Annotated in this window: 23 protein-coding genes and 1 pseudogene; 16 read left to right on the plus strand and 8 right to left on the minus strand. The window is 60.3% G+C overall.

Annotated elements, in window-relative coordinates; all coding sequences use genetic code 11:
- Window positions 1-20: 20 nt before the first annotated feature.
- The 6 genes from NKJ20_RS25925 to NKJ20_RS25950 form a co-directional block, all read right to left on the minus strand.
- Window positions 21-551 (minus strand): HNH endonuclease, encoded by a 531-nt coding sequence (locus tag NKJ20_RS25925; protein WP_352747995.1) that lies wholly within the window; start codon window positions 549-551, stop codon window positions 21-23.
- 435 nt (window positions 552-986) lie between these two features.
- Window positions 987-1,946, minus strand: coding sequence for a hypothetical protein (locus NKJ20_RS25930; RefSeq protein ID WP_352747997.1), 960 nt, complete (start codon window positions 1,944-1,946; stop codon window positions 987-989).
- Window positions 1,939-2,223 carry a hypothetical protein gene (locus tag NKJ20_RS25935; RefSeq protein ID WP_095091031.1) on the minus strand — a complete coding sequence of 95 codons (285 nt, stop codon included), beginning with the start codon at window positions 2,221-2,223 and terminating at the stop codon, window positions 1,939-1,941. The genes NKJ20_RS25930 and NKJ20_RS25935 overlap by 8 nt, the downstream gene beginning before the upstream one ends.
- A gap of 177 nt (window positions 2,224-2,400) precedes the next feature.
- Window positions 2,401-2,985, minus strand: a complete 585-nt coding sequence (locus NKJ20_RS25940; protein ID WP_352748038.1) for a nitrogen fixation protein NifQ — start codon at window positions 2,983-2,985, stop codon at window positions 2,401-2,403.
- Between the two features lie 312 nt (window positions 2,986-3,297).
- A complete protein-coding gene (locus tag NKJ20_RS25945; protein WP_352747998.1) occupies window positions 3,298-3,525 on the minus strand; it encodes a ferredoxin in 228 nt (75 codons plus the stop codon).
- A 40-nt stretch (window positions 3,526-3,565) separates the two neighbouring features.
- Window positions 3,566-4,783: a cytochrome P450 gene (locus NKJ20_RS25950; protein WP_352748041.1), complete on the minus strand. Its 1,218-nt coding sequence runs from the start codon at window positions 4,781-4,783 to the stop codon at window positions 3,566-3,568.
- A gap of 436 nt (window positions 4,784-5,219) precedes the next feature.
- Between NKJ20_RS25950 and NKJ20_RS25955 the strand changes: the two are divergent.
- A pseudogene (locus NKJ20_RS25955) lies at window positions 5,220-5,560 on the plus strand (hypothetical protein).
- Between the two features lie 91 nt (window positions 5,561-5,651).
- Here the strand turns inward: NKJ20_RS25955 and NKJ20_RS25960 are convergent.
- Together NKJ20_RS25960 and hemP are read right to left on the minus strand one after the other, a co-directional pair.
- Window positions 5,652-6,719 (minus strand): hemin-degrading factor, encoded by a 1,068-nt coding sequence (locus NKJ20_RS25960; RefSeq protein WP_352747999.1) that lies wholly within the window; start codon window positions 6,717-6,719, stop codon window positions 5,652-5,654.
- Window positions 6,720-6,751: 32 nt separating this feature from the next.
- On the minus strand, window positions 6,752-6,856 hold the full coding sequence (gene hemP / locus NKJ20_RS25965; protein ID WP_352692227.1) for a hemin uptake protein HemP: 105 nt from the start codon (window positions 6,854-6,856) through the stop codon (window positions 6,752-6,754).
- 588 nt (window positions 6,857-7,444) lie between these two features.
- On the opposite strand from hemP, the gene NKJ20_RS25970 reads away from it, so the two are divergent.
- The 15 genes from NKJ20_RS25970 (at window position 7,445) to NKJ20_RS26040 (ending at window position 20,282) form a co-directional block, all read left to right on the plus strand.
- On the plus strand, window positions 7,445-7,765 hold the full coding sequence (locus NKJ20_RS25970) for an iron-sulfur cluster assembly accessory protein (protein WP_352748001.1): 321 nt from the start codon (window positions 7,445-7,447) through the stop codon (window positions 7,763-7,765).
- Between the two features lie 264 nt (window positions 7,766-8,029).
- Window positions 8,030-8,275, plus strand: coding sequence for a NifU family protein (locus tag NKJ20_RS25975; RefSeq protein WP_352748003.1), 246 nt, complete (start codon window positions 8,030-8,032; stop codon window positions 8,273-8,275).
- Window positions 8,226-9,443: a cysteine desulfurase NifS gene (nifS, locus tag NKJ20_RS25980; RefSeq protein WP_352748004.1), complete on the plus strand. Its 1,218-nt coding sequence runs from the start codon at window positions 8,226-8,228 to the stop codon at window positions 9,441-9,443. The genes NKJ20_RS25975 and nifS overlap by 50 nt, the downstream gene beginning before the upstream one ends.
- Window positions 9,440-10,648, plus strand: coding sequence for a homocitrate synthase (gene nifV, locus NKJ20_RS25985; protein ID WP_352748007.1), 1,209 nt, complete (start codon window positions 9,440-9,442; stop codon window positions 10,646-10,648). Before nifS ends, nifV begins: the two co-directional genes overlap by 4 nt.
- The gene (gene nifW / locus NKJ20_RS25990; RefSeq protein ID WP_352506802.1) at window positions 10,645-11,025 is read left to right on the plus strand and encodes a nitrogenase stabilizing/protective protein NifW; all 381 of its coding nucleotides are present in this window, start codon (window positions 10,645-10,647) and stop codon (window positions 11,023-11,025) included. Before nifV ends, nifW begins: the two co-directional genes overlap by 4 nt.
- 187 nt (window positions 11,026-11,212) lie before the next feature.
- Window positions 11,213-12,064: an electron transfer flavoprotein subunit beta/FixA family protein gene (locus tag NKJ20_RS25995; protein ID WP_352748009.1), complete on the plus strand. Its 852-nt coding sequence runs from the start codon at window positions 11,213-11,215 to the stop codon at window positions 12,062-12,064.
- Between the two features lie 18 nt (window positions 12,065-12,082).
- A complete protein-coding gene (locus NKJ20_RS26000) occupies window positions 12,083-13,192 on the plus strand; it encodes an electron transfer flavoprotein subunit alpha/FixB family protein (RefSeq protein ID WP_352480509.1) in 1,110 nt (369 codons plus the stop codon).
- A gap of 9 nt (window positions 13,193-13,201) precedes the next feature.
- Window positions 13,202-14,509 (plus strand): FAD-binding protein, encoded by a 1,308-nt coding sequence (locus tag NKJ20_RS26005; protein WP_023678244.1) that lies wholly within the window; start codon window positions 13,202-13,204, stop codon window positions 14,507-14,509.
- 11 nt (window positions 14,510-14,520) lie between these two features.
- On the plus strand, window positions 14,521-14,820 hold the full coding sequence (locus NKJ20_RS26010) for a ferredoxin family protein (protein ID WP_023678245.1): 300 nt from the start codon (window positions 14,521-14,523) through the stop codon (window positions 14,818-14,820).
- Between the two features lie 181 nt (window positions 14,821-15,001).
- Window positions 15,002-16,765, plus strand: a complete 1,764-nt coding sequence (gene nifA, locus NKJ20_RS26015; protein WP_352748013.1) for a nif-specific transcriptional activator NifA — start codon at window positions 15,002-15,004, stop codon at window positions 16,763-16,765.
- A gap of 238 nt (window positions 16,766-17,003) precedes the next feature.
- Window positions 17,004-18,482: a nitrogenase cofactor biosynthesis protein NifB gene (nifB, locus tag NKJ20_RS26020; protein WP_352700536.1), complete on the plus strand. Its 1,479-nt coding sequence runs from the start codon at window positions 17,004-17,006 to the stop codon at window positions 18,480-18,482.
- Window positions 18,483-18,514: 32 nt separating this feature from the next.
- On the plus strand, window positions 18,515-18,709 hold the full coding sequence (locus NKJ20_RS34200) for a 4Fe-4S dicluster domain-containing protein (RefSeq protein WP_023678248.1): 195 nt from the start codon (window positions 18,515-18,517) through the stop codon (window positions 18,707-18,709).
- 99 nt (window positions 18,710-18,808) lie between these two features.
- A complete protein-coding gene (locus NKJ20_RS26030) occupies window positions 18,809-19,129 on the plus strand; it encodes a nitrogen fixation protein NifZ (protein ID WP_352450751.1) in 321 nt (106 codons plus the stop codon).
- The gene (gene nifT / locus NKJ20_RS26035; RefSeq protein ID WP_352748015.1) at window positions 19,126-19,338 is read left to right on the plus strand and encodes a putative nitrogen fixation protein NifT; all 213 of its coding nucleotides are present in this window, start codon (window positions 19,126-19,128) and stop codon (window positions 19,336-19,338) included. The genes NKJ20_RS26030 and nifT overlap by 4 nt, the downstream gene beginning before the upstream one ends.
- Window positions 19,339-19,376: 38 nt before the next feature.
- A complete protein-coding gene (locus tag NKJ20_RS26040) occupies window positions 19,377-20,282 on the plus strand; it encodes an SIR2 family NAD-dependent protein deacylase (protein WP_352748017.1) in 906 nt (301 codons plus the stop codon).
- Window positions 20,283-20,331: the final 49 nt, after the last annotated feature.

Raw genomic sequence — 20,331 nt, forward strand, 5'->3', positions numbered from 1 at the left:
TGGTCGCTGCAAGGTCCGGGCTACGCCAAGGTGCGTTTTGCCTGCTCGGTGATCACACTTCTCAGCTCGGCTATTGAATACGGCGGGTTTCGGCGATGCACGACGTGATGACAATTTGCGCAGAGCGGCACCAGATCGCGGATCGGGTCGACCCGATAGGCTTCGCCAATCTCCGAGAGAGGCGTTAGGTGGTGAACGTGGATGAGATCGGCGCCAATCGGACCATACCTATCCTCATAGCTGAGATCGCATGCTTGGCATCGGTAGCCGAAGTGCCTGATACACTCTCGTCGAGCTTTAACGTTGCGTTCGTGTTTCGTGAGTTCGACTGTTCTTAGCTCGCCTTCGGTTAGGGCGTCAGCGGGAACGCCCAGGCTGCCGTTCGCCGGAGCAGCAGGAGGGGCGCGCCCGATTACGAAGTTCCCGGCGATTCCGGAGACGTGCATCTCCCAAATGCCCCACTGACCGATGGAAAGGCTGGATCCCGGCGGGGCGGGATGCAACTCCGATGCCATCTCTCCTGTCACCGGGTCGCGCCATAAGCGGCGCATGTCGCGATTTCGCTCATGGAGATACCACGCCGGCCACTCGCCAAGCTGGTATGCCCAGGATTCGGCACGAGCGTGACACCTGCGCGCGATGGCCAAGCATTCCGAAGCGGGTGGAACTGCTATTGAGATCCGGAAGTTGGGGCCTAGCTGATCTGGGGGTGGTGTTAAGTAGGCGTAGTTCTTCGTCTGCTTGGACAAGCGACCATCCCCGCCTTGGAAGAACCACGCTCAACGTGAGGGAAGCGCCGAACCGATAGGTGTTCGGTCCATACTTCTTTGGTGCCTTCCCACTTGCACTGAACTCGATCACTTTGATCGGCCAACCTGGGGGGGTGTGGGTGCGCGCCGCTGGTTCGTCGAGTTCCCAGGTATCTGCCTCTTCTTTGGCCACGAATCTGTTTCCCGTTAGAGGGCGCTCGGTCTGGGTCTCAGGACCTAGTCGTCCTTCGACAACATGTGATCGCAGTAGTCGCAGAGTCGGGGATTGTTGACAGACTTGTTACTTATACTAAGTGACTCACCGCACCTCGCGCAGTCGCCGCCCACTGCATAGCCGCAGAAGAAGCATTTTACGGTGATGCCTGTTTCCACATATGTGGCGTTGTAGCACTCAGGACAGTCGTGAATCGTCGGCTCCAACCCTTCCTTGGCAGCCATGTAGTCATCAATGCCGAAGCCTGCCTGCACAATTATCTCGACGGTCTTCTCTGCTGAGAAAGCATCGCCGCATGCCTTGCAGCATCCCTCAATGTCACCTGGTTCGTCGTTGGTGTCGTCTTTCTGGTAAACGAGCGACGATCTACAGTTCGGGCACGAGATATCATCGCGTTCAGCAATCTCTGGCCACCAGGGAATTTTCTGGAATGTCGCGTTGCACGAGTCTTTCAGCTTTCTGAAGAACGCGCGTTCTGCAAGCATCAAATCCCACGTGTCGCCAAGCTCAACCTTGGGCGATTTCTCCAGTATTGCGAAGAATCCTTCCACCAAAGGAAAGCAATCGGCTATCACCTGTCGTATCGCTGGTTTCGGCGTTGCAGAGTGGTAGTGCTCAAAGTCATTCCGGAGCTTCTGGAGGCCTTTGATGTCGCCAGCAGGCCATGTGAGCTTGAAACCCTTGAAGCGCTCACGGAGTTCCGCAAGGTCAATAGTCTGCTGGCCCTTCGCTGCATATGCTACCTCGCCGTCGTCGTCCAAAATGGGGGCGAACTTCGATGCAAGGATTTCCATGGGGTCGGCGTCGTCTGGCGCAGCATTCAAAAGACACTGTTTTCCAAGAAGTAGCACCCCCGCGTAGAAATTCCGCAGCGCGCTTATCGGCCGAAGTTCGTCGTTGGATTGAAAATCCTGGATACCAAGCCTGATCGAGGCGATGGCGTTCTCGTAGATGTCACTCATCGCCTATGAATCCTTGGTCCGCGTGGACAGCCATTGCGGCCACGTGGTCGAACATCTTCTTCAGATGCTTGCTCATGAGCACTTGTACGGTCTTCGGAGCCTGTCCGCTATCGTAGACGGAGCCTTCGATAGCTTCTCGGAACTGCTTCACGGCGGCGCTGGGTGTGGTTCCCGCGAGATGGGCGTAGTTGCTTGCTGACAGCAGGGCAAGCGCATGAAAGGCGTGCTCAAGAGCCAGCAGCCTCGCCAAGTCATCTTCGCCCCAATTGACGCTCATTGTTCGCTCGCTCCGCCCTGCGCGATCTCTGACTGATTCCCCCTCGCTTCTCAATGTTGACAACGGAATCCTTGGCGCTGTACACCCTTGCGTACACCAATCAGGTGTACGTTTCTTGATTCTGGCGATTTCGGTCAACGCTATTCGCGCTTTAGAATTCAATGACTTAAGGGCGGGCTACTCGCAAAGTCCCTCCGGGCCGAAGCAGCTTTCGAAATCATTGCATTCCAAGCAACTGGGCGCGCTGCAGAGCGAAAAACCTTCGGCCTCGCAGAGCTTGCGGTAAAAGTATTTCTTCCATTTCATGTTTTGGGTGTTGCCGGCCGCCAGCGTCGGAAAATGCGAGGCGAGCAGGCGGCCGAGGTCGTTTCGATTAAAAAGGCCAAGCTCCTGCCAGAGATGGTCATTGCGCATGGCACGCCGGGCGATGATCTTGGCGAAGCGGGCGCTCGCCGGGTCGCCATGTCGGGCATGCGCCAGCAGCAGTCCATGCAGAAGTTCTTCTTCCAGATCCGGCTCGGGCTCGCTCACCTCTTTCAAGGCAAACGCGTTGATAGGAATAGCAGGGAAACAGCGGGCCAGGACATCGCGCAGCTCGGCGCGCGAAAGTCCGGTTGCCTCCGTCGCCGTCGCCTCGCCGGCCTCGATCTCCTCGAGCGCACGTGAAAGCACACAGGCAAGTACATGCTGGTCGAACCTCCTCTCCAGCTCGATCTGCGGCCATTGGCCGGTGCTGAGCCGGGCATAGTGTTGGGCGAATATGGTGTTGTTCTCCTGGTTGTCCTATCAAGCCATTCAGCGACCGGTCGGCCGCAACATGGGCAGTTCTTTGGTATGGCACTCCGGATCGCCTCGCGTCGAGTAGTTCGGCAATTTTCGTCTGGTCCATCGGCTCTGTCGCAAATTCTGTGATTGGAAGAGGTGTTTCCGAACCCCCGCCCTGCCGTTTGCGCCTCATGGGGAACACCTCGGCGCCGGAAATGCCCCCGCGGAGTTGGACGTGGACCGTGCTGGGACAGAGGTCGCGTGCCGTCCTTTCCAGTGCGGCCACATGGTCGACCCCATTCAAGCCCGCTAGACTCTCGGTTGAATGACGTCCGATTCAAAGCGTCCGCGGGTGAGTTCCAGCGCACGTTCAGGACAGGATCGCGCGCCTCGCGATGCACGCAGCTCCTCCCCTTCCGCAACTTCAATGTCATCAGGCAGAATGTAACCCTCGTCATCAAGCTTGAAGATGTCCGGCGCTTGCACGGCGCATCGCGCGTGACCCTGGCATTTGGCATTTTGGACGATGATGCGCATGGCGCTGCCTCCATTGTCTGTGCCCCGGCTCGGGGCGGGCCTAAGACCAGTCCAGGATCAAATTTTCGATCCCGAACACATGGCCCCCAGAGGTTATCGGTGCCGTACCCTGCTTGATCCTGAAAGGTGGGATGCGCGCCAGCCACTCCTCCAGGCCAATGACAATCTCCCGCCGGGCAAGGTGTGAGCCAAGGCAACGGTGGGGACCATAGCCAAACGCTGCGTGGCGGTTGTCCTCTCGCTCCAAATCGATCGTGTTGGGGCATTCGAATTCCGCCGGGTCACGATTGGCGATCATCGTGGCGCAGGAAACATAGTCCCCCTTCCGGATCGGCGCGCCTTCGAAGTCGATATCTTTCGTAGCCACGCGGATCAACTGAATGGGCGGATAGGCCCGCAGCAATTCTTCGGTTGCAAGCGGGATGCGGTCCGGTTCGCTCCGCAGCAATTGCTGATCTTTGAGGTTCCGCGCGAGGTACGCCAAGTCAAAGCCTATAGCTGCTGCGACCGTGTCGAGCCCAGCGACGAAGACAAGCACGCCGATGCCGCGGACTTGGGTGTCCGTCAGCCGGCGGCCCTCGACCTGTGCCTGCACGATAAAGGTCATGAAATCGTCAACCGCCTCCTGGCGGCGCATGGCTGCAAGTTCGTCGATGAATGCCACGATCGTCCGGGCAGCCACAGGTCGTTCCTTATCGTCGCCGTGGAGCAGATCTTTCCCCCAGCCGACGAATGTATCGAGTCGGCCATCGGGCAACCCCAGAAAGCGAAGAAAGGTGCTCACCGCGAAAGGAAAGGCAAAATCCTTCATCACGTCGCAGCTTGTGCCCGACGCGGCGATCCTTTCGATCAGCTCGACCGCCCGTTCGCGGACAGCCGGTTCCAAAGCCAACACCCGCTTTGGCGAAAGCAGCGGATTGAGCAGTGAGCGAAAGACGCCATGGGCCGGTGGATCGAGCTCAAGCGGGATCGTCGGCCAGTTTTCACCTAGTATGGAGGAGAAGATGCTGCGATGGCTGGAAAAAGTCTCAGCGTCCTGCAGCACCTTGCGCTGGTCCGCGGCACGGGTGATGACCCAGGTACCCCGGCCATCTTGCGTGTTGTAGCGGGAATAAAAGATCGGAGGCCCGTCATGGGCGCAAGCGACAGCTGCGTGTGGATCCCCGTTGGGCGTCGGTGACATCCCTGGTGACGTAAACAGGCTGAAGTCCCTCACCATTTCGGGCGGGACATGATCTGGAACGGGTTTGGTTGCCATTTTGCTTTCTCTACATTGGCGTTCATGGCCGATTGAGATTGCACCGCTGTTCATAAAGTCGATTTCCAGCATGGGTACGTCTCTTGTCGGGCCCCTTCTACAGTCTGTCTCCCGATACAGCCCACCTGCACCAGCGCGGATGAGATCGGTTGCGAAGTCAATCAGAAGGGGCATCTCCGCCGCGCTGCGGTCATGAAGCAAAGCCGCCCCTTATCCCCGTTAGGGTTGAGAGGCTGGTCAATCACCGCTGAGCTCCGTGACGCACTGCTGATGCCCTGCTGATCAAATTGTCGAAGCAAGTCGCGTGCCGGATAGGCGTACCCATGGCGCTGCACCAAGCGATGCCAGCCTGCACTGGGCCCGCCGCCGCTAAGTTGATGATCACCTGTCCATCATTCTTAGGACAACGTCCGACAACCGACATCCACGGTCGGTTTTGTCGAGTCCGCGACATCGGGCTGTTCGGCCTGGCTGCTGCTGCACTGCCTTCCGGTCGACGAGCGAGAAGATCGCTCGCACGGCCCGGATTGAGCAACGACGCGATCCAGCGCAAGGATCGGGTGCGGTCCGACAAGACTCAGCGGCGCTTGCGCGCGATGATCGAAATTATCAACAAGGTCGAGCCGCGCTTCGGTTCGGCGCTGATGGCGTATGCGTTGTATCGCTCGCAGCCGCAGCAAGGCTTTCCGGTTAGACGGCGATGCACTCGTGCGCAGCGGTCCGCCCGGCGACGAGCTTGACTGTATCGATGCGGTCAATTCCGGCGTGCACACCTGACCGTCCGTATGCGCTACGACCTCGCAGCCGCTGTCGCAACGTGGTGCCGAGTCCTATGGCGGCCGGTTCAATCCGAGGGTCTGCCGGCACTCTACACATCCCTGTCGGTCGGACCGGGAATGCGTGGCAGGTTCTCGGCCAGAAACCGCCAGTCGCTGCGCTCGCGTTCGCCTTCCTTGCGCGTGCCGAAGAACTGGATGATCATCTTGCCGTCGCCGCCATAGGCTTCAATGGACGTGACGTGACCGTCCCTCGTCGGCTTGCGCACGGCCCAGACCTCGCGGATGTGATGGGTCCTAAGATGCAGATGGAAGGTCTCGTCGAGCACATTGATCCGCGGCCCGATCTGCTTGACCGACTTGATCGGGCCGGAATGGATCTGGATGCAACCACGATTGCCGACAAAGCACATGATCGGCATCTCGTCTTCGGCAGCCTGTTGGAACAGGGCGCCAACGGCATCATTGTCGAGCAGCCAGGCGTAATCCTCGTCGGCCATACGCATCGCCTGGCAGCGGCTGAGCTTCAGTGTCTTCAACATATGGTAGAACTGATGCACGTCGCTCAGCCGGCTCCAGTGCTCGCGTAGGTCGTCGACCGTGGCGGCTTGGTCTGGACTCACTGCGTTATCGCGCGCCCCGCTCGCCTCGACCGATATGATCGGCTCCTGGTCGGAGGATACGAGCTCTGCCGCCAGATTCTGATAGGCGTGCAGGTTCGAGGCGGGCCTGAGATGTACTTTGTGCATCGCCTCGCCGGTGGCATCAAAGAATTGCAGGCTGCGGCGGATCTCGGCTCCCTCGCGCTTCTCGACGGCGAAGCCATACGCCCACGCTTTCGGGAAGATGCGCAGGTCGATCTCGTCGCCGAGCACCATGGCATGCGGGTTGCCGGTGACCACTTTGTCGTAGACGCCGATCTTTTGGTGCACGGCACTTTGGTTGCGGGTGACCGCCATCACCTCGCCGACCGCTTCGAGGCCGGTCAGCAGATCATCGACGCGCGGCTCGATGCGCACCGCGCCGTGACCACAATGCGCCGCGACCAATTCGGCTTCCGAAATGCCCAATCGAGCGGCGAGATCATGCTCCCGGATTTTCGGATTGTCTTCGCACGCCCGCCGGATTTCGTCCGGCGACGGTTTCTCGCGCTGGTCCATGTCTTACCCCTGCTTCCACCTACGTGTAAGGATCAGCTGCCCTGCCGGGGAATCTTCAGCCGATAAGGCGTGCCGTAATGCTCGACCCTGATCTGCTGCTGGCCCGTGAACAAAGTGTCGCTGGACAGCGTGCGCACGTCGTCGCACCCGCGCGAAAGCCGGGGGTGCTGTCGGAGCGGCGAGACCCGAGTGACTCGAGCAGGCACATGCCGATGGAATTTCATCGAGCCGGTCGGCGGCCACTGGGCGGTGGTGAGCGATTGTCGGTGTTGTCGCAATCGGCCAAGCGGGCATTCGGACGCCACGGGCGGCGCTGCTTTGCCAAACGAAGCGCATCTGACCCAGTCCTGACATGTTGCTCCCTTGCTTCGCCCCATCGATCGCGAGGGCACCCACGACATGATTGTGGATCGGCAGTCTCTTGCCGCCTCGCCAAATGGAGCTTCAAAAACCGTGCCAATTGCGCCGGAGCAAGCTCAGAAGAAGTCTTCTGTAATGGTCATTGGTTTAATGTGAGTTCAGCCAAGAACTCAGGCCCAACATCCCCGTGGCGGACCCGACAAACCCGACAGTACGTGTCGGTTGGCCGACACCTTCGCAGCAATGGACTCACAAGAACCACGGCAGTGTCAGAGATGCCGCGCTGTGTTGAAACGTTTTTTCGCTTTGGCACGGTGCATGCAACGTGATGCGCAAGCAGGTGCCGGACTGAGGAGAATGGAGCCATGATTACGCTCACCGACAACGCTGTTGCCGCCATCAAGACTGCTCTTTCCCGCGCCAGCGAGCCGGCGGAAGGCTTTCGCATCATGGTCCAGGCCGGCGGCTGCGCCGGCTTCAAATACTTAATGGGCCTGGAGAGCGTGTCGCGCGAGGGCGACGCGATCACCGAGACAGATGGGATCAAGCTGTTCGTGGACTCGGGCTCCCAACCGCATGTCGCCGGCATGACCGTCGACTTTCTCACCGGGCTCGAATCTTCCGGCTTTGTCTTCGATAACCCCAACGCGCGCGAGAAGTGCGGCTGCGGCAAGTCCTTCAGTTGATCGCCCGAAGCGCCTGTGCGGGTCCATGAAGCGATTGCCGCCAACGGACTCAGTTGCGGCAGAGGAGGCTTATATGGCCGGCACAACAGATGTCCCTGTCCTCAAGAACAAGGCAAGGTCGAAGCCGATCTTGGGACCGGCAATCGCTTCAGGTAGGATGCAAAGAACGTCGCCTCCCGAAACAGTTCGGTTCCTGGTGGCACCCAAGCTGCTGGCGGCCAAATCGCGCCGCTGCGCCAAATTCGGCTTATCGATAACGTTGTCGTGTTCGGGCGTCCTTACCTGCGGGCTGACGGCGGCGACTGCGGACTTGGCCATATCGACGCCGATCCGGTCTACGTCAAACTCTCGGGCGTCCCCGCCGGCTGCCAGTTCGGGCCCATCATCATCAACGGCATACGCCAGAGGCTCAATGAGGCGGTCGCGCGCTCGCGTCATTCCGGTCAACTGAGGATCGCACATGAAACCTGTCTACCTCGACAACAACGCAACCACACGGGTCGATCCTGAGGTCGTGCAAGCGATGTTGCCGTTCTTTAGGGATCAATTCGGCAACCCTTCGTCGGCGCACGCTCTTGGCGCCTCAGTCAGTGCGGCGGTGAGAAAGGCGCGAAGGCAGTTGCAAGCTCTGATCGGCGCGGAGTTCGACGATGAAATCACCTTCACCTCGGGTGGGACAGAAAGCGACAATGCAGCGCTTCTTTCGGCGATCGAGGCGGCGCCCAACCGAACCGAGATCGTTACGTCCGCGGTCGAGCATCCCGCCGTGCTGACGCTCTGCGCGCATCTTGAGAAGACCCGCCGCGTCAAGGTGCACAGGATCCCGGTGGATTGCCGTGGCCGGCTCGACCTCGACGCCTATATGGCCGCCCTCACCCCCCAGGTGGCAATCGTCTCGATAATGTGGGCGAACAACGAGACTGGTGTGATCTTCCCCGTGGCCAGGCTTGCCGAGTTGGCCAAGGAAGTGGGCGCCCTTTTCCATACCGATGCTGTGCAGGCGGTCGGCAAGCTTCCGATGGACCTGAAGTCGACCGCAATCGACATGCTGTCGCTCTCCGGCCACAAGCTGCACGGGCCGAAAGGGATCGGCGCGCTTTTCGTAAAACGTGGCGTCAATTTCCACTCGCTGATCAAGGGGGGCCACCAAGAACACAACCGGCGTGCTGGCACCGAGAATACGCCCGGCATAGTCGGGCTCGGCATGGCGGCCGAACTCGCCTTGAAATTCATGGACGACGAGACCACACGGGTAAAGTCGCTCCGCGATCGCCTGGAGGACGGGATTCTCCAGCGCATTCCAAGCACCTGTGTCACTGGTGATCCCCTGCAACGGTTGCCCAACACCGCTAACATCTCCTTCGAACATGTCGAAAGTGATGGAATTCCACTTCTCCTCAGCCGCATGGGCATCGCGTGTTCCTCCGGCTCGGCCTGCACCTCCGGCTCTCTGGAACCGAGCCATGTCCTAAGCGCGATGAAAACGCCACACGCGGCAGTCCGCTTCTCCTTGGCGCGGGACAACGGCGAAGCGGACGTCGACCGGGTGCTCGAGGTCATGCCGGCAATCGTGGAGAAGCTGCGTGGCTTTCCCAGTTCTGGGCCGGGTAAGCGAAGCTCCGAAGACGTTCAATCCGGTCTGTGCCTGAGCGGCAGCAGAACAGGCTACCGTTCATGACCCGTCATGTCTTTCTCAACGATACGACCTTGCGCGATGGCGAGCAGGCGCCCGGCGTCGCCTTTACCACGACGGAAAAGCTGGAGATCGCCGAGTCTCTTGCGGCGGCCGGCGTCACAGAGATCGAGATCGGCACGCCGGTCATGGGCGCCGACGAGATCGAAACAATTCGCGCCGCGGTCGCGCGGCGTCTCCCGGTTCGGCTCATGGCCTGGTGCCGGATGACGTCGTTGGATCTCGATGCAGCGATCGAGAGCGGCGTCCACGCCGTCAATCTATCGCTGCCTGCGTCGGACATACAACTTGCCGCCAAGCTCGGCCTCGATAAGGCGGGAGCGCTCCAAGTTATCGAGCATATGGTCAGGCGCGCAGCCGCCGCCGGCTTCTTCGTCGCGGTGGGCTGCGAGGATGCCTCGCGGGCCAATCGGGATCATCTCGCCCGCGTCATCGAGACGGCTGCACGCGCCGGCGCAAGCCGCGTCAGGCTAGCCGACACAGTCGGCGTTCTCGACCCGTTTTCGACCTTCGAACTTGTCGCCCAGCTCGTGGCGCAGTCTCCAATCGACCTTGAAGTTCATGCGCACAACGATCTCGGACTTGCTGCCGCCAACACGCTGGCCGCGATCCGCGCAGGCGCGCGCCATGCCTCCGTCACCGTCCTGGGGCTCGGCGAGCGTGCGGGCAATGCCGCGCTGGAAGAGGTGGCCGCCGCGATGGCGGTCCTCGACGGCGCGGATACCGGCATCGAGCTGACCGCATTGCCCGACCTCGCCGCCCAGGTGGCTTGGGCCGCCCGCCGGCAGACCGCGGCCATTAAGCCGGTCGTCGGCGCCGATGTTTTCACCCACGAATCCGGCATTCACGTCGCAGGGCTGCTGAAGGACTCGCGTACTTATCAAGGGCTCGATCCGGCTCTCGTGGGCCGCTGCCGGCGTATCGTTATCGGCAAGCATTCCGGCGCCACTGCGAATGCCCATGTGCTGAGCGAAAGCGGTCGCGATCTCGACCCGGATCTGGCAGCCGCGATGGTGGCCCGCGTCCGGCGCGAGGCGGCCGAGACCAAATCGACCGTCACTGCAACTCAACTGGTCGAGCTCTACGATGGAATGTGCAGCGAGGCATCCCTCGCGGAGCTGTGCGGGTCCAGGTCAGCCGTGCGCGAGCGCACCGACACCACAGTTTTCCGACCAGGGAGAATGCAATGAATTGTTCCGCTGACAGCCGCCCCATCAATGTCACCGACATCCTAGCACGACTGAAGCGCCTGTCGGCTGCGGAGGAGTTCTTCGCAGTCCTTGGCGTCTCCTATGACCCGAAGGTGCTGAATGTCTCGCGGCTCCATATCATGAAGCGCGTGGGCCAATATCTTGCCGAAGAAGATTTCTCCGGTCTGCCCGACCAGGTGATTGCCGCGCGGGTGCGCGCGACGCTCGAACGCGCTTACGAGGACTTCGCGGTTTCCTCGCCGCTCACCCATCGGGTCTTCAAGGTGCTCAAAGACCACGATCCGAACAAACCTGCCACGCCGGGCCGCACCTTTGTCCCGTTCGACTCCGTACTGAAGCGGTTCGGACAGGAATGACCGCGACACGGGTTGCGACGCGACAATGTCGAGAAGCCGACAAATCCGGTCATCACCACGGCGCCCTCAGAAGCAACCAAGCGAAGTTCTAGGAATAGGGGCAGCGCAAAACAGTTGGCACGAATGATGCGCACCAAAGTGATAACCGCCAAGCCCGCATCCGGACAGGAGCCTAGAGAAACCGCCAATGCACATCGTAATCTGCATCAAGCAGGTGCCGGACTCGGCACAGATAAGGGTCCATCCGGTGACGAACACGATCATGCGCCAGGGTGTTCCGACTATCATCAACCCTTACGACCTGTTCGCCCTCGAAGAAGCCCTCAGACTGCGCGACGCGCATGGTGGCGAAGTCACCGTGCTCACTATGGGTCCGCCCATGGCAGAGGACGCGCTGCGCAAGGCGCTCGGTTACGGCGCCGACCGAGCGGTGCTCTTGACCGACCGCTATTTTGCCGGCTCCGACACGCTGGCGACCTCGTTCGCCCTTTCCCAGGCAATCGCGAAGGTTGGCGAGACGTTCGGCACGCCAGACCTCGTCTTCACCGGCAAGCAGACGATCGATGGCGACACCGCCCAGGTCGGGCCTGGCATCGCCAAGCGCCTCGGACTCCTGCAACTGACCTATGTCGCGAAGATCGCCTCTATTGACGTTGCTGCACGCGAGATCAAGGTCGAGCGCCGCTCCGAAGGCGGCACACAGATGCTGAAGAGCAGGCTCCCTTGCCTCATCACCATGCTGGAAGGCACAAACGAGATCCGCCGGGGCTCGATCCAGGACGCCCTGTGCGCCGCGCGCAGCCAAGTCTTGAAATGGAGTGCGGCCGACGCCGGCATTGAGGATCTCACCAAATGCGGCCTGCGCGGTTCACCGACGGTGGTCAAGCGCGTTTTCGCGCCTCCTGCGCGGGCGGAAAAGGCGGCAAAAATCGACACCGCCGAGATGGCTTTGCGCGATGTCGCTGACGAACTCATCACGGCAATCTTCACCCGCCAGCCGGCATTGGAACATGAGCTCGCCTTCAACGGCGGCGCGTGAGAGGGCAAGGATCAGACGATGTCGAACGCGAACCGAGAAACCCCTCGCCCTGCCGCCGGCCGTGCCGGCATAAAGAAGGAGCTGCCCGCGCATTTCAAGGACTACCGGCACGTTTGGGTTTTCATCGAGCTCGAACGCGGTCAGGTCCATCCCGTATCATTCGAACTGCTCGGCAAAGGCCGCAAGTTAGCAGACAAGCTTCAGGTCCAGCTTGCGGGCGTCGTGCTTGGACCGCCGGGAGAGGCCATCGGGAACGCCGTTGCCGAAGCCTTCGCTTATGGTGCCGACCTGGTCTACATCGTCGAGGAGCCGCTGCTCGCCGACTACAGGAACGAGCCTTTCACCAAGGCGATGACGGATCTGGTCGATACCCACAAACCCGAGATCCTTCTTCTCGGTGCCACCACACTCGGCAGGGATCTTGCCGGCTCCGTGGCGACGACCTTGCAGACAGGGCTCACGGCCGACTGCACCGAACTCGATGTGGATACCGACGGTTCGCTCGCCGCCACCCGTCCGACTTTCGGCGGTTCCTTGTTGTGCACGATCTATACGCTCAATTTCCGCCCCCAGATGGCGACAGTGCGACCGAGGGTCATGCCCATGCCGCAGCGGGCGGATAAACCGGTCGGGCGTGTCATCCGGCACAAGCTCTCGGTAGCCGAGGACGAGATCGTTACCAAAATCCTCGGCTTCCTGCCGGATAGTCAGTCGGCAAAGGCAAATCTTGCCTATGCCGACGTCGTGGTTGCGGGAGGCCTCGGTCTAGGCGCGGCGGAGAACCTGCAGCTTGTGAAGAATCTCGCGCGGGCAATCGGCGCCGAGCATGGCTGTTCGCGCCCGTTGGTCCAGAAGAGCTGGATGCCAGCTGATCGGCAGATCGGCCAAACTGGCAAGACCATCCGGCCGAAGCTTTACATAGCGGCCGGGATTTCCGGCGCCGTCCAGCATCGGGTTGGCGTCGAGGGGGCGGATCTCATCGTGGCCATCAACACCGACCCGAACGCGCCGATTTTCGATTTCGCTCACCTCGGGATCGTCACCGACGCGATCCGCTTCCTGCCCGCACTGACGGAAGCCTTCACCCGGCGGCTGTCGCCCCACAGTCGCGATAAGCTTGCGAGCTAAGGGATGGACATGATTGAGGAACAATTCGACGCCATTGTTATTGGGGCCGGCATGTCCGGAAACGCAGCTGCTTACACCATGGCCAGCCACGGCCTGAAGGTGCTGCAGTTGGAGCGGGGTGAATATCCGGGCTCCAAGAATGTCCAGGGTGCCATCATGTACGCGAACATGCTGGAGAAGATCATCCCGGATTTCCGGGACGATGCGCCTCTCGAGCGGCATTTGGTTGAACAGCGGCTTTGGGTGATGGACGACACATCCCATACCGGGATTCACTATCGGTCGGACGACTTCAATGAGGCGAAGCCCAACCGCTACACGATCATCCGTGCCCAGTTCGATAAATGGTTTTCGCGTAAGGTGCGCGAGGCCGGCGCGACGGTTCTGTGCGAGACGACCGTGACGGAACTCATCCGTGACGCCAAGGACAGGGTGATCGGCGTCCGCACAGACCGGGCCGGCGGGGCCATCTACGCGGACGTGGTCGTCCTCGCAGAAGGTGTATGCGGACTGCTTGGCACGCGGGCCGGCCTGCGCGAGATGCCGAAGCCGCAAACCGTGGCGCTCGCCGTCAAGGAAATGCATTTCCTGCCCGAAGAGGTCATTGAGCAGCGGTTCGGCCTCAAAGGCGATGAAGGCTGCGTGATCGAGGCGGTGGGCACGACCTCCCGCAGCATGGCCGGGCTCGGCTTCCTCTACACCAACAAGGAGTCGATCTCACTGGGCATTGGCTGCCTCGTCTCCGATTTCGCCGCGATGGTCGAGAGCCCTTACGTCCTCCTCGACGCCTTAAAAACCCATCCTTCGATCCGGCCGCTGATCGCCGGCTCGGAAGTGAAAGAATATTCCGCGCATCTCATTCCCGAAGGCGGCTACAAGGCTATTCCGCAGCTCTTTGGCGACGGTTGGGTCGTGGTCGGCGATGCCGCGCAACTGAACAACGCCATTCACCGCGAGGGTTCGAACCTCGCCATGACCTCCGGCCGCATCGCGGCTGAGGCAATCATCGAGGTCAAGAGCCGCAACGGTCCTATGACCAAACGGAATCTCGCCCTTTACAAAGCCATGCTGGACAAGTCCTTCGTGGTCAAGGACCTAAGGAAATACAAAGACATGCCGGCCTTGCTCCACACCAATTCCTGCAATTACTTCACGGCTTATCCGCGGTTGATGTCGCAAGCCGCGCAGAACTTCATGCGTGTCGACGGCACGCCGAAGATCGAGAAGGAAAAGGCGACCACGGCGGCCTTCATCAAGGCGCGCTCGCGCTGGGGGCTGGTCAGCGACGCGGTCCGCCTTGCATTGGCGTGGCGCTGAGGGGAGACGAAATGACGATCGCAGTGACGAAGTCACGTGTCGAGGACAAGCTTTACCAGAACCGCTACTTGGTGGATTCCGGCCGTCCGCATATCAAAGTGCGACCGCACGAGAGGCCAAGCGCGAACTTGCTCGCGCTGACCCACGTCTGCCCGGCGAAATGTTATGAGTTGAACGACAAAGGTCAAGTGGAGATCACTGCCGACGGCTGCATGGAGTGCGGCACCTGCCGGATTTTGTGCGAGACCAGTGGCGAGATCGAGTGGAACTATCCACGCGGCGGCTTCGGAGTCCTCTTCAAATTCGGATGAGGACGCACGCACCGTATCAAGAGGGTCAATCTTGGTACACCTGAGGTCGCGACCAACGCCAAGTCTATCTTTGCTTGAATTGCCGCGCCACGAAGAGAAGCTCGTGAATACTGTGCTTTCACAATTCAGACTCAGACACAAAAGGAGGAGCACTCTGGACGACAACCGCTGAGGTGTTTCCATGGCTCACGTACCGCAAGATCGGGTCGACGAGGTAGCACCTCGGGATACCCGCCCTGAACCGCCCATCAAAAGCATGCCCCAAGCAGATATCGCGCTCAGGGGACTCTACGAGATATCGAAGGTGCTGACCGCCCCCAGCGAGCTGGAGATTACGCTCGCCAATGTCGTGAACATCCTGCCTTCGTTTCTGCAGATGCGTCACGGAGCAATCGTCGTCCTGGACGCTGAAGGAGAGCCGGAGATTGCCGCAACTGCCGGCAATACCCACGCACCTCAATCAGGCACTCGCCGCGTCATACCACAGGCCATAACAGATCAAATCGTCGCTACGGGGACGCCGCTCTTCATACCGGACGTCCGCAAGTCCCAACTATTTCAGGCTGACCTTCAAACATCTTCGAGCAGCGGCACCATCCCAATTGCCTTTATCGGTATCCCGCTAAAGGCTGATCATAAAATCCTTGGGACATTGTCGATCGACCGCGCCGGAGACGGCGCTACCGACTTTCGCGACGACGAGGACACATGCTTCCTGACGATGGTCGCCAACCTTGTCGGCCGGACGATCCGTCTCCATCGCATCCTGAGTACAGATCGTCAGCGGTCTGTCCATGAGCAATGGAGACCGGAGAAATCGCCCAACGAGGGGAGGACCTACGACCCTGCCCGGCATGCGGATGTCAAAATCGACGGGATCATCGGGGAAAGCCCCGCACTCAAGCAGGTGCTCGAAACCGTCTCGGTCGTAGCAGGGACCAATTCCACCGTGCTACTGCGGGGTGAAAGCGGCACCGGCAAGGAATTCTTTGCGCAAGCCATCCATAAGCTCTCACGTCGGAGGAAGAAGTCTTTCGTCAAATTGAACTGCGCCGCACTGTCTGAAAGCGTTCTGGAGTCAGAACTGTTTGGGCATGAAAAGGGCGCTTTCACGGGTGCTATCTCCCAGCGCGCCGGTCGTTTTGAATTGGCAAATGAGGGAACGCTGCTACTTGATGAAATCGGCGAGATTTCGCCGGCCTTTCAAGCCAAGCTGTTGCGTGTCTTGCAGGAAGGCGAGTTGGAGCGAGTCGGCGGCACCAAAACGCTACAGGTCGACGTGCGCCTCATATGCGCCACCAACAAGGACCTCGAGACGGCCGTCATAAAAGGGGAGTTCCGGGCCGACCTTTATTACCGCATCAATGTGGTGCCAATTATCCTGCCTCCGCTCAGAGAGCGACCCGGCGATATTCCACGCCTTGCGAACGCCTTCCTCAACCGATTCAACAAGGAGAACGATCGCGCACTCGCCTTCGCGCCGTCGGCGCTTGACCTGATCTCGCAATGCTACTTCCCTGGTAACGTCCGCGAGCTGGAGAACTGCGTCCAAAGGACGGCCACACTTGCGCGTTCAAGGACGATCACGCCATCCGATTTCGCCTGTAAGAAGAGCCAGTGCCTTTCCTGGCTCCTCTGGAAGCGAGCCGACCGCTCGAATGGCGGCAATACCATCGACGATCTCGCACGGGTCAACGCAGTGCCGGTCGGATTGCGGCTGCCGGCCAGTCGCATCGGTGCCTCCGCAGGCAACGTATCTCCCCTTGCGGCCGGCGATCCAAACGATCCCGCTTGTCCCCCGCGTCTGACGGAACGCGACCGGCTGATCGACGCGATGGACAAGGCCGGTTGGGTTCAGGCCAGGGCGGCTCGTATCCTCGGCCTCACGCCGCGGCAAATCGGCTACGCGCTGCGCCGATATGGCATCGAGGTGAAGAAATTCTAGACGTCGTGATGACGTCAAACGTAAGTCCGGAGTAGTCTCCCTCACACCCTTCGCGCCCAAGGCTGGTAGCCTTCGCGACCCGATTTGCTTGTCCACTGTCGGAAGCCCGACAAAGATGTGTCGGAGCAATCCGACGGAATCCGACACGAAAGCCAATTCGTGAACCAAAACCGCTCTTTGAGCTGGCATAGCTCTTGCGGTTTGAACTGCGACATTCACCCAGCAACGGAGCCGTTCGATGTCCGCACCGGCAATTTCGCTTGAGAGCCTCAGCACGACATTCGGTGACCAGTTGCTTGCCACCGTGAAAGCCGGTGGCTGCGCGTCTTCGTCCTGCGGCTCGTCGATAAAGCCGGACGACACGGATCCGGCTATCTGGGAGAAGATCAAGGATCACCCCTGCTTTTCAGAAGAGGCGCATCACTATTTCGCGCGCATGCACGTCGCGGTCGCGCCCGGCTGCAATATCCAGTGCAACTACTGCAATCGCAAATATGACTGCGCCAACGAAAGCCGGCCTGGGGTGGTCTCCGAAAAGCTGACACCCGACCAGGCGCTACGCAAGGTGGTCGCGGTCGCCAACGAGGTGCCGCAACTCTCCGTGCTCGGCATCGCCGGACCGGGCGATGCCTGTTACGACTGGAAGAAGACGAAGGCAACGTTCGAACGAGTTGCCAGGGAAATCCCAGACATCAAGTTTTGCATCTCCACGAATGGGCTCGCGCTGCCGGACCATGTCGATGAGCTTGCCGACATGAATGTCGATCACGTGACGATCACCATCAACATGGTCGACCCTGAGGTCGGTGCAAAGATCTATCCTTGGATCTTTTACGACCATCGCCGCTACGTCGGCATCGAAGCCGCCCGGATCCTGCACGAGCGGCAGATGTTGGGTCTGGAGATGCTGACCGCGCGCGGCATCCTCACCAAAATCAATTCAGTGATGATCCCCGGCGTGAACGATGAGCATCTGATCAAGGTGAATAGATGGGTCAAGGAGCGAGGCGCGTTCCTGCACAACCTCATGCCGCTGATTTCGGACCCGGCGCACGGCACGCACTACGGACTGAGCGGGCAACGCGGCCCAAACGCAATGGAGCTGAAGGCTCTTCAGGATCGTGTCGAAGGCGGCGCCCAGTTGATGCGCCACTGCCGGCAGTGCCGGGCAGATGCCGTCGGCCTGCTCGGAGAGGATCGTGGCCAGGAATTCACAGTCGACCGGATTCCCGGCGAGGTCACCTACGATGCCAGCAATCGCAAGGCCTATCGGGAGCTGGTCGCGGAGGAGCGCCGTGATCACGTGGCGGCTAGGAGAGAAGCGATCGGATTGGTCAAGGCAGCGAGCCCCGGCAAGTCCCTTCTCTTCGCGGTGGCGACCAAGGGCGGCGGCCGCGTCAATGAACATTTCGGCCATGCGAAGGAATTCCAGGTTTATCAAGCCTCGCCGAGAGGGATCAGTTTTGTCGGGCATCGGAAGGTGGAGCAGTATTGCCTCGGCGGCTGGGGCGGAGAAGCCGCCCTCGATGGCGTCATCGCAGCGCTTGAAGGCATAGATATCGTGCTGTGCGCCAAGATCGGAAACTGCCCGCAGGATCAGCTCGCCGACGCTGGAATCCAAGCCACCGACGCATATGCCCACGACTATATCGAGACCGCAATCAGCGCGATTTACGCGGCCGCGTCTGGGACCCCCGCACTCGCGGCGACGGCCTGAGCGCGTCTCATCCATTCGGACCAGGAGTTAAAATGGCTTTCAAGATCATCGCATCCCAATGCACCCAATGCGGCGCCTGCGAATTCGAGTGTCCCTCCGGCGCGATCAAGTTCAAAGGCGAGAGCTATGTGATCGAGCCGCAAAAGTGCACCGAATGCGAGGGGGTCTTCGATGCGCAGCAATGTGCCTCGGTATGCCCGGTGCCGAAGACCTGCGTTCCTGCGTGACGGACATTGGGCCGCCGACATGGTCGGGGATGCCTTCGCAGGACGCCTGGAACGCCTTTGTTCACAATCTGCAGCCTCAAGGGAAATCAGGGAACGGACATGTCGCTCGGACGCGAAGAGGAGGTCGAAATCCGCAGGCCTCCACGATTCATGCCGGGAGAGCGGGTACGTGCCACTCGCCACATAAAGAATGACGGCACCTATCCTGGCAGGGAGATCGGCGAAAATCTCGTGCGGAAGGGCGACGAGGGATATGTGCGCGACATTGGCACCTTTCTCCAGCAGTTCTTCATCTATGCGGTCGAATGGATCGACCGTGGCACAGTCGTCGGCATGCGAGCGCGTGAACTGATGAGCCTCGACAAAGCCGAGGTGCCCTGCAGTGCTGATAGCAATACCAATGAAGGGACGGCCAGATGAAAGTCATGATCCGCAGGACCGATGCTGGCTTGTCGGCGTATGTCCCGAAGAAGGACATCGAAGAGCCGATCATCAAGCTCGAGAAGGAAGAGTTGTGGGGCGGAACTGTGACGCTCAGGAACGGGTGGCGGCTCCTCCTACCCGATCTCCCACGGGATACGCGTCTGCCGATCACCGTCGAGGCAAGGAAGGTTTCCGAAGAGGACTGATGCTGCCCCTTGATAAGGTGCGTCGCGAGGAAACGAGCATGAACACCATCCTGACATCGGGCCACCTCGTCATCGTGCGGGACAGTTTTGCCGAAAAGCTGCTTGACCTGGCGGAGGAAGCGCTCGCCGCCGATGAGGTGATCCCCTATCTCGGTCCGGGTCTTCTTGAATTCAACTGTGCGGAACCGCCTGTGCCGCATACGCCGGAGCTCGTTGCCGCGGCACTCAATGCGCGGGCGCCAGCCCCTTCCAGGATCCGCACCAATATGTGGTCGGTTGCGCAGTTCATCGAACAGCGCCGGCATCGCCGGACGCTGCAAGCTTGGATGACCGACATATTCGCAGCGCCGGTGGCGCCGACCCTCCTCCACGCCTGGCTCGCAAGGCTGCCGCTCTCCCTCATCGTCGACAGCTGGTACGACGGCGCGATGCGCACGGCTCTCGTAGAGACCGGCCGAACGGACGTCGTTGAGATACAAGGCGTCACGCGGGCGAACGAAATCGGTAACATTTGGACGAAAACCTACGATTTGTCCGGGAGGGAACTCGACCCCCGATCGGGGGCAAAGACGGTTCTCTATACACCTCACGGGAGTATTAGGCCGGCGCAAAACTTTCTCGTCGCAGATTCCGACTATGTCGAAGTCCTGACCGAAATCGATATCCAGACACCGATCCCAGACGTGGTGAAGGAACGGCGCATCACCCGCGGATTTTTCTTCGTTGGCTGCCGCTTCAACGATCAGATGCTGCGCACCTACGCCAGGCAGATCATGAAGCGCTCCCGAGGTCCACATTGCGCGGTAATGGACGCGGAAACGCTGACCAGAAACGAAGCGCGTTTCCTTGCGGCAAGCGGAATCACGGTGATCGACATGCCAGTAAGTGAAGCCGCGGCTCGGCTTATAGGAACGGGCACTGCTGCAGGTGGTGGACAGGATTAACAATGGCGGGCCCCTTTGATGATTGGTCCTTCGGCTTGCCTCGAAGGCG

Origin of the sequence: Mesorhizobium sp. M0185 (genome assembly GCF_040322175.1) — a bacterium.
Taxonomy (GTDB): Bacteria; Pseudomonadota; Alphaproteobacteria; order Rhizobiales; family Rhizobiaceae; genus Mesorhizobium.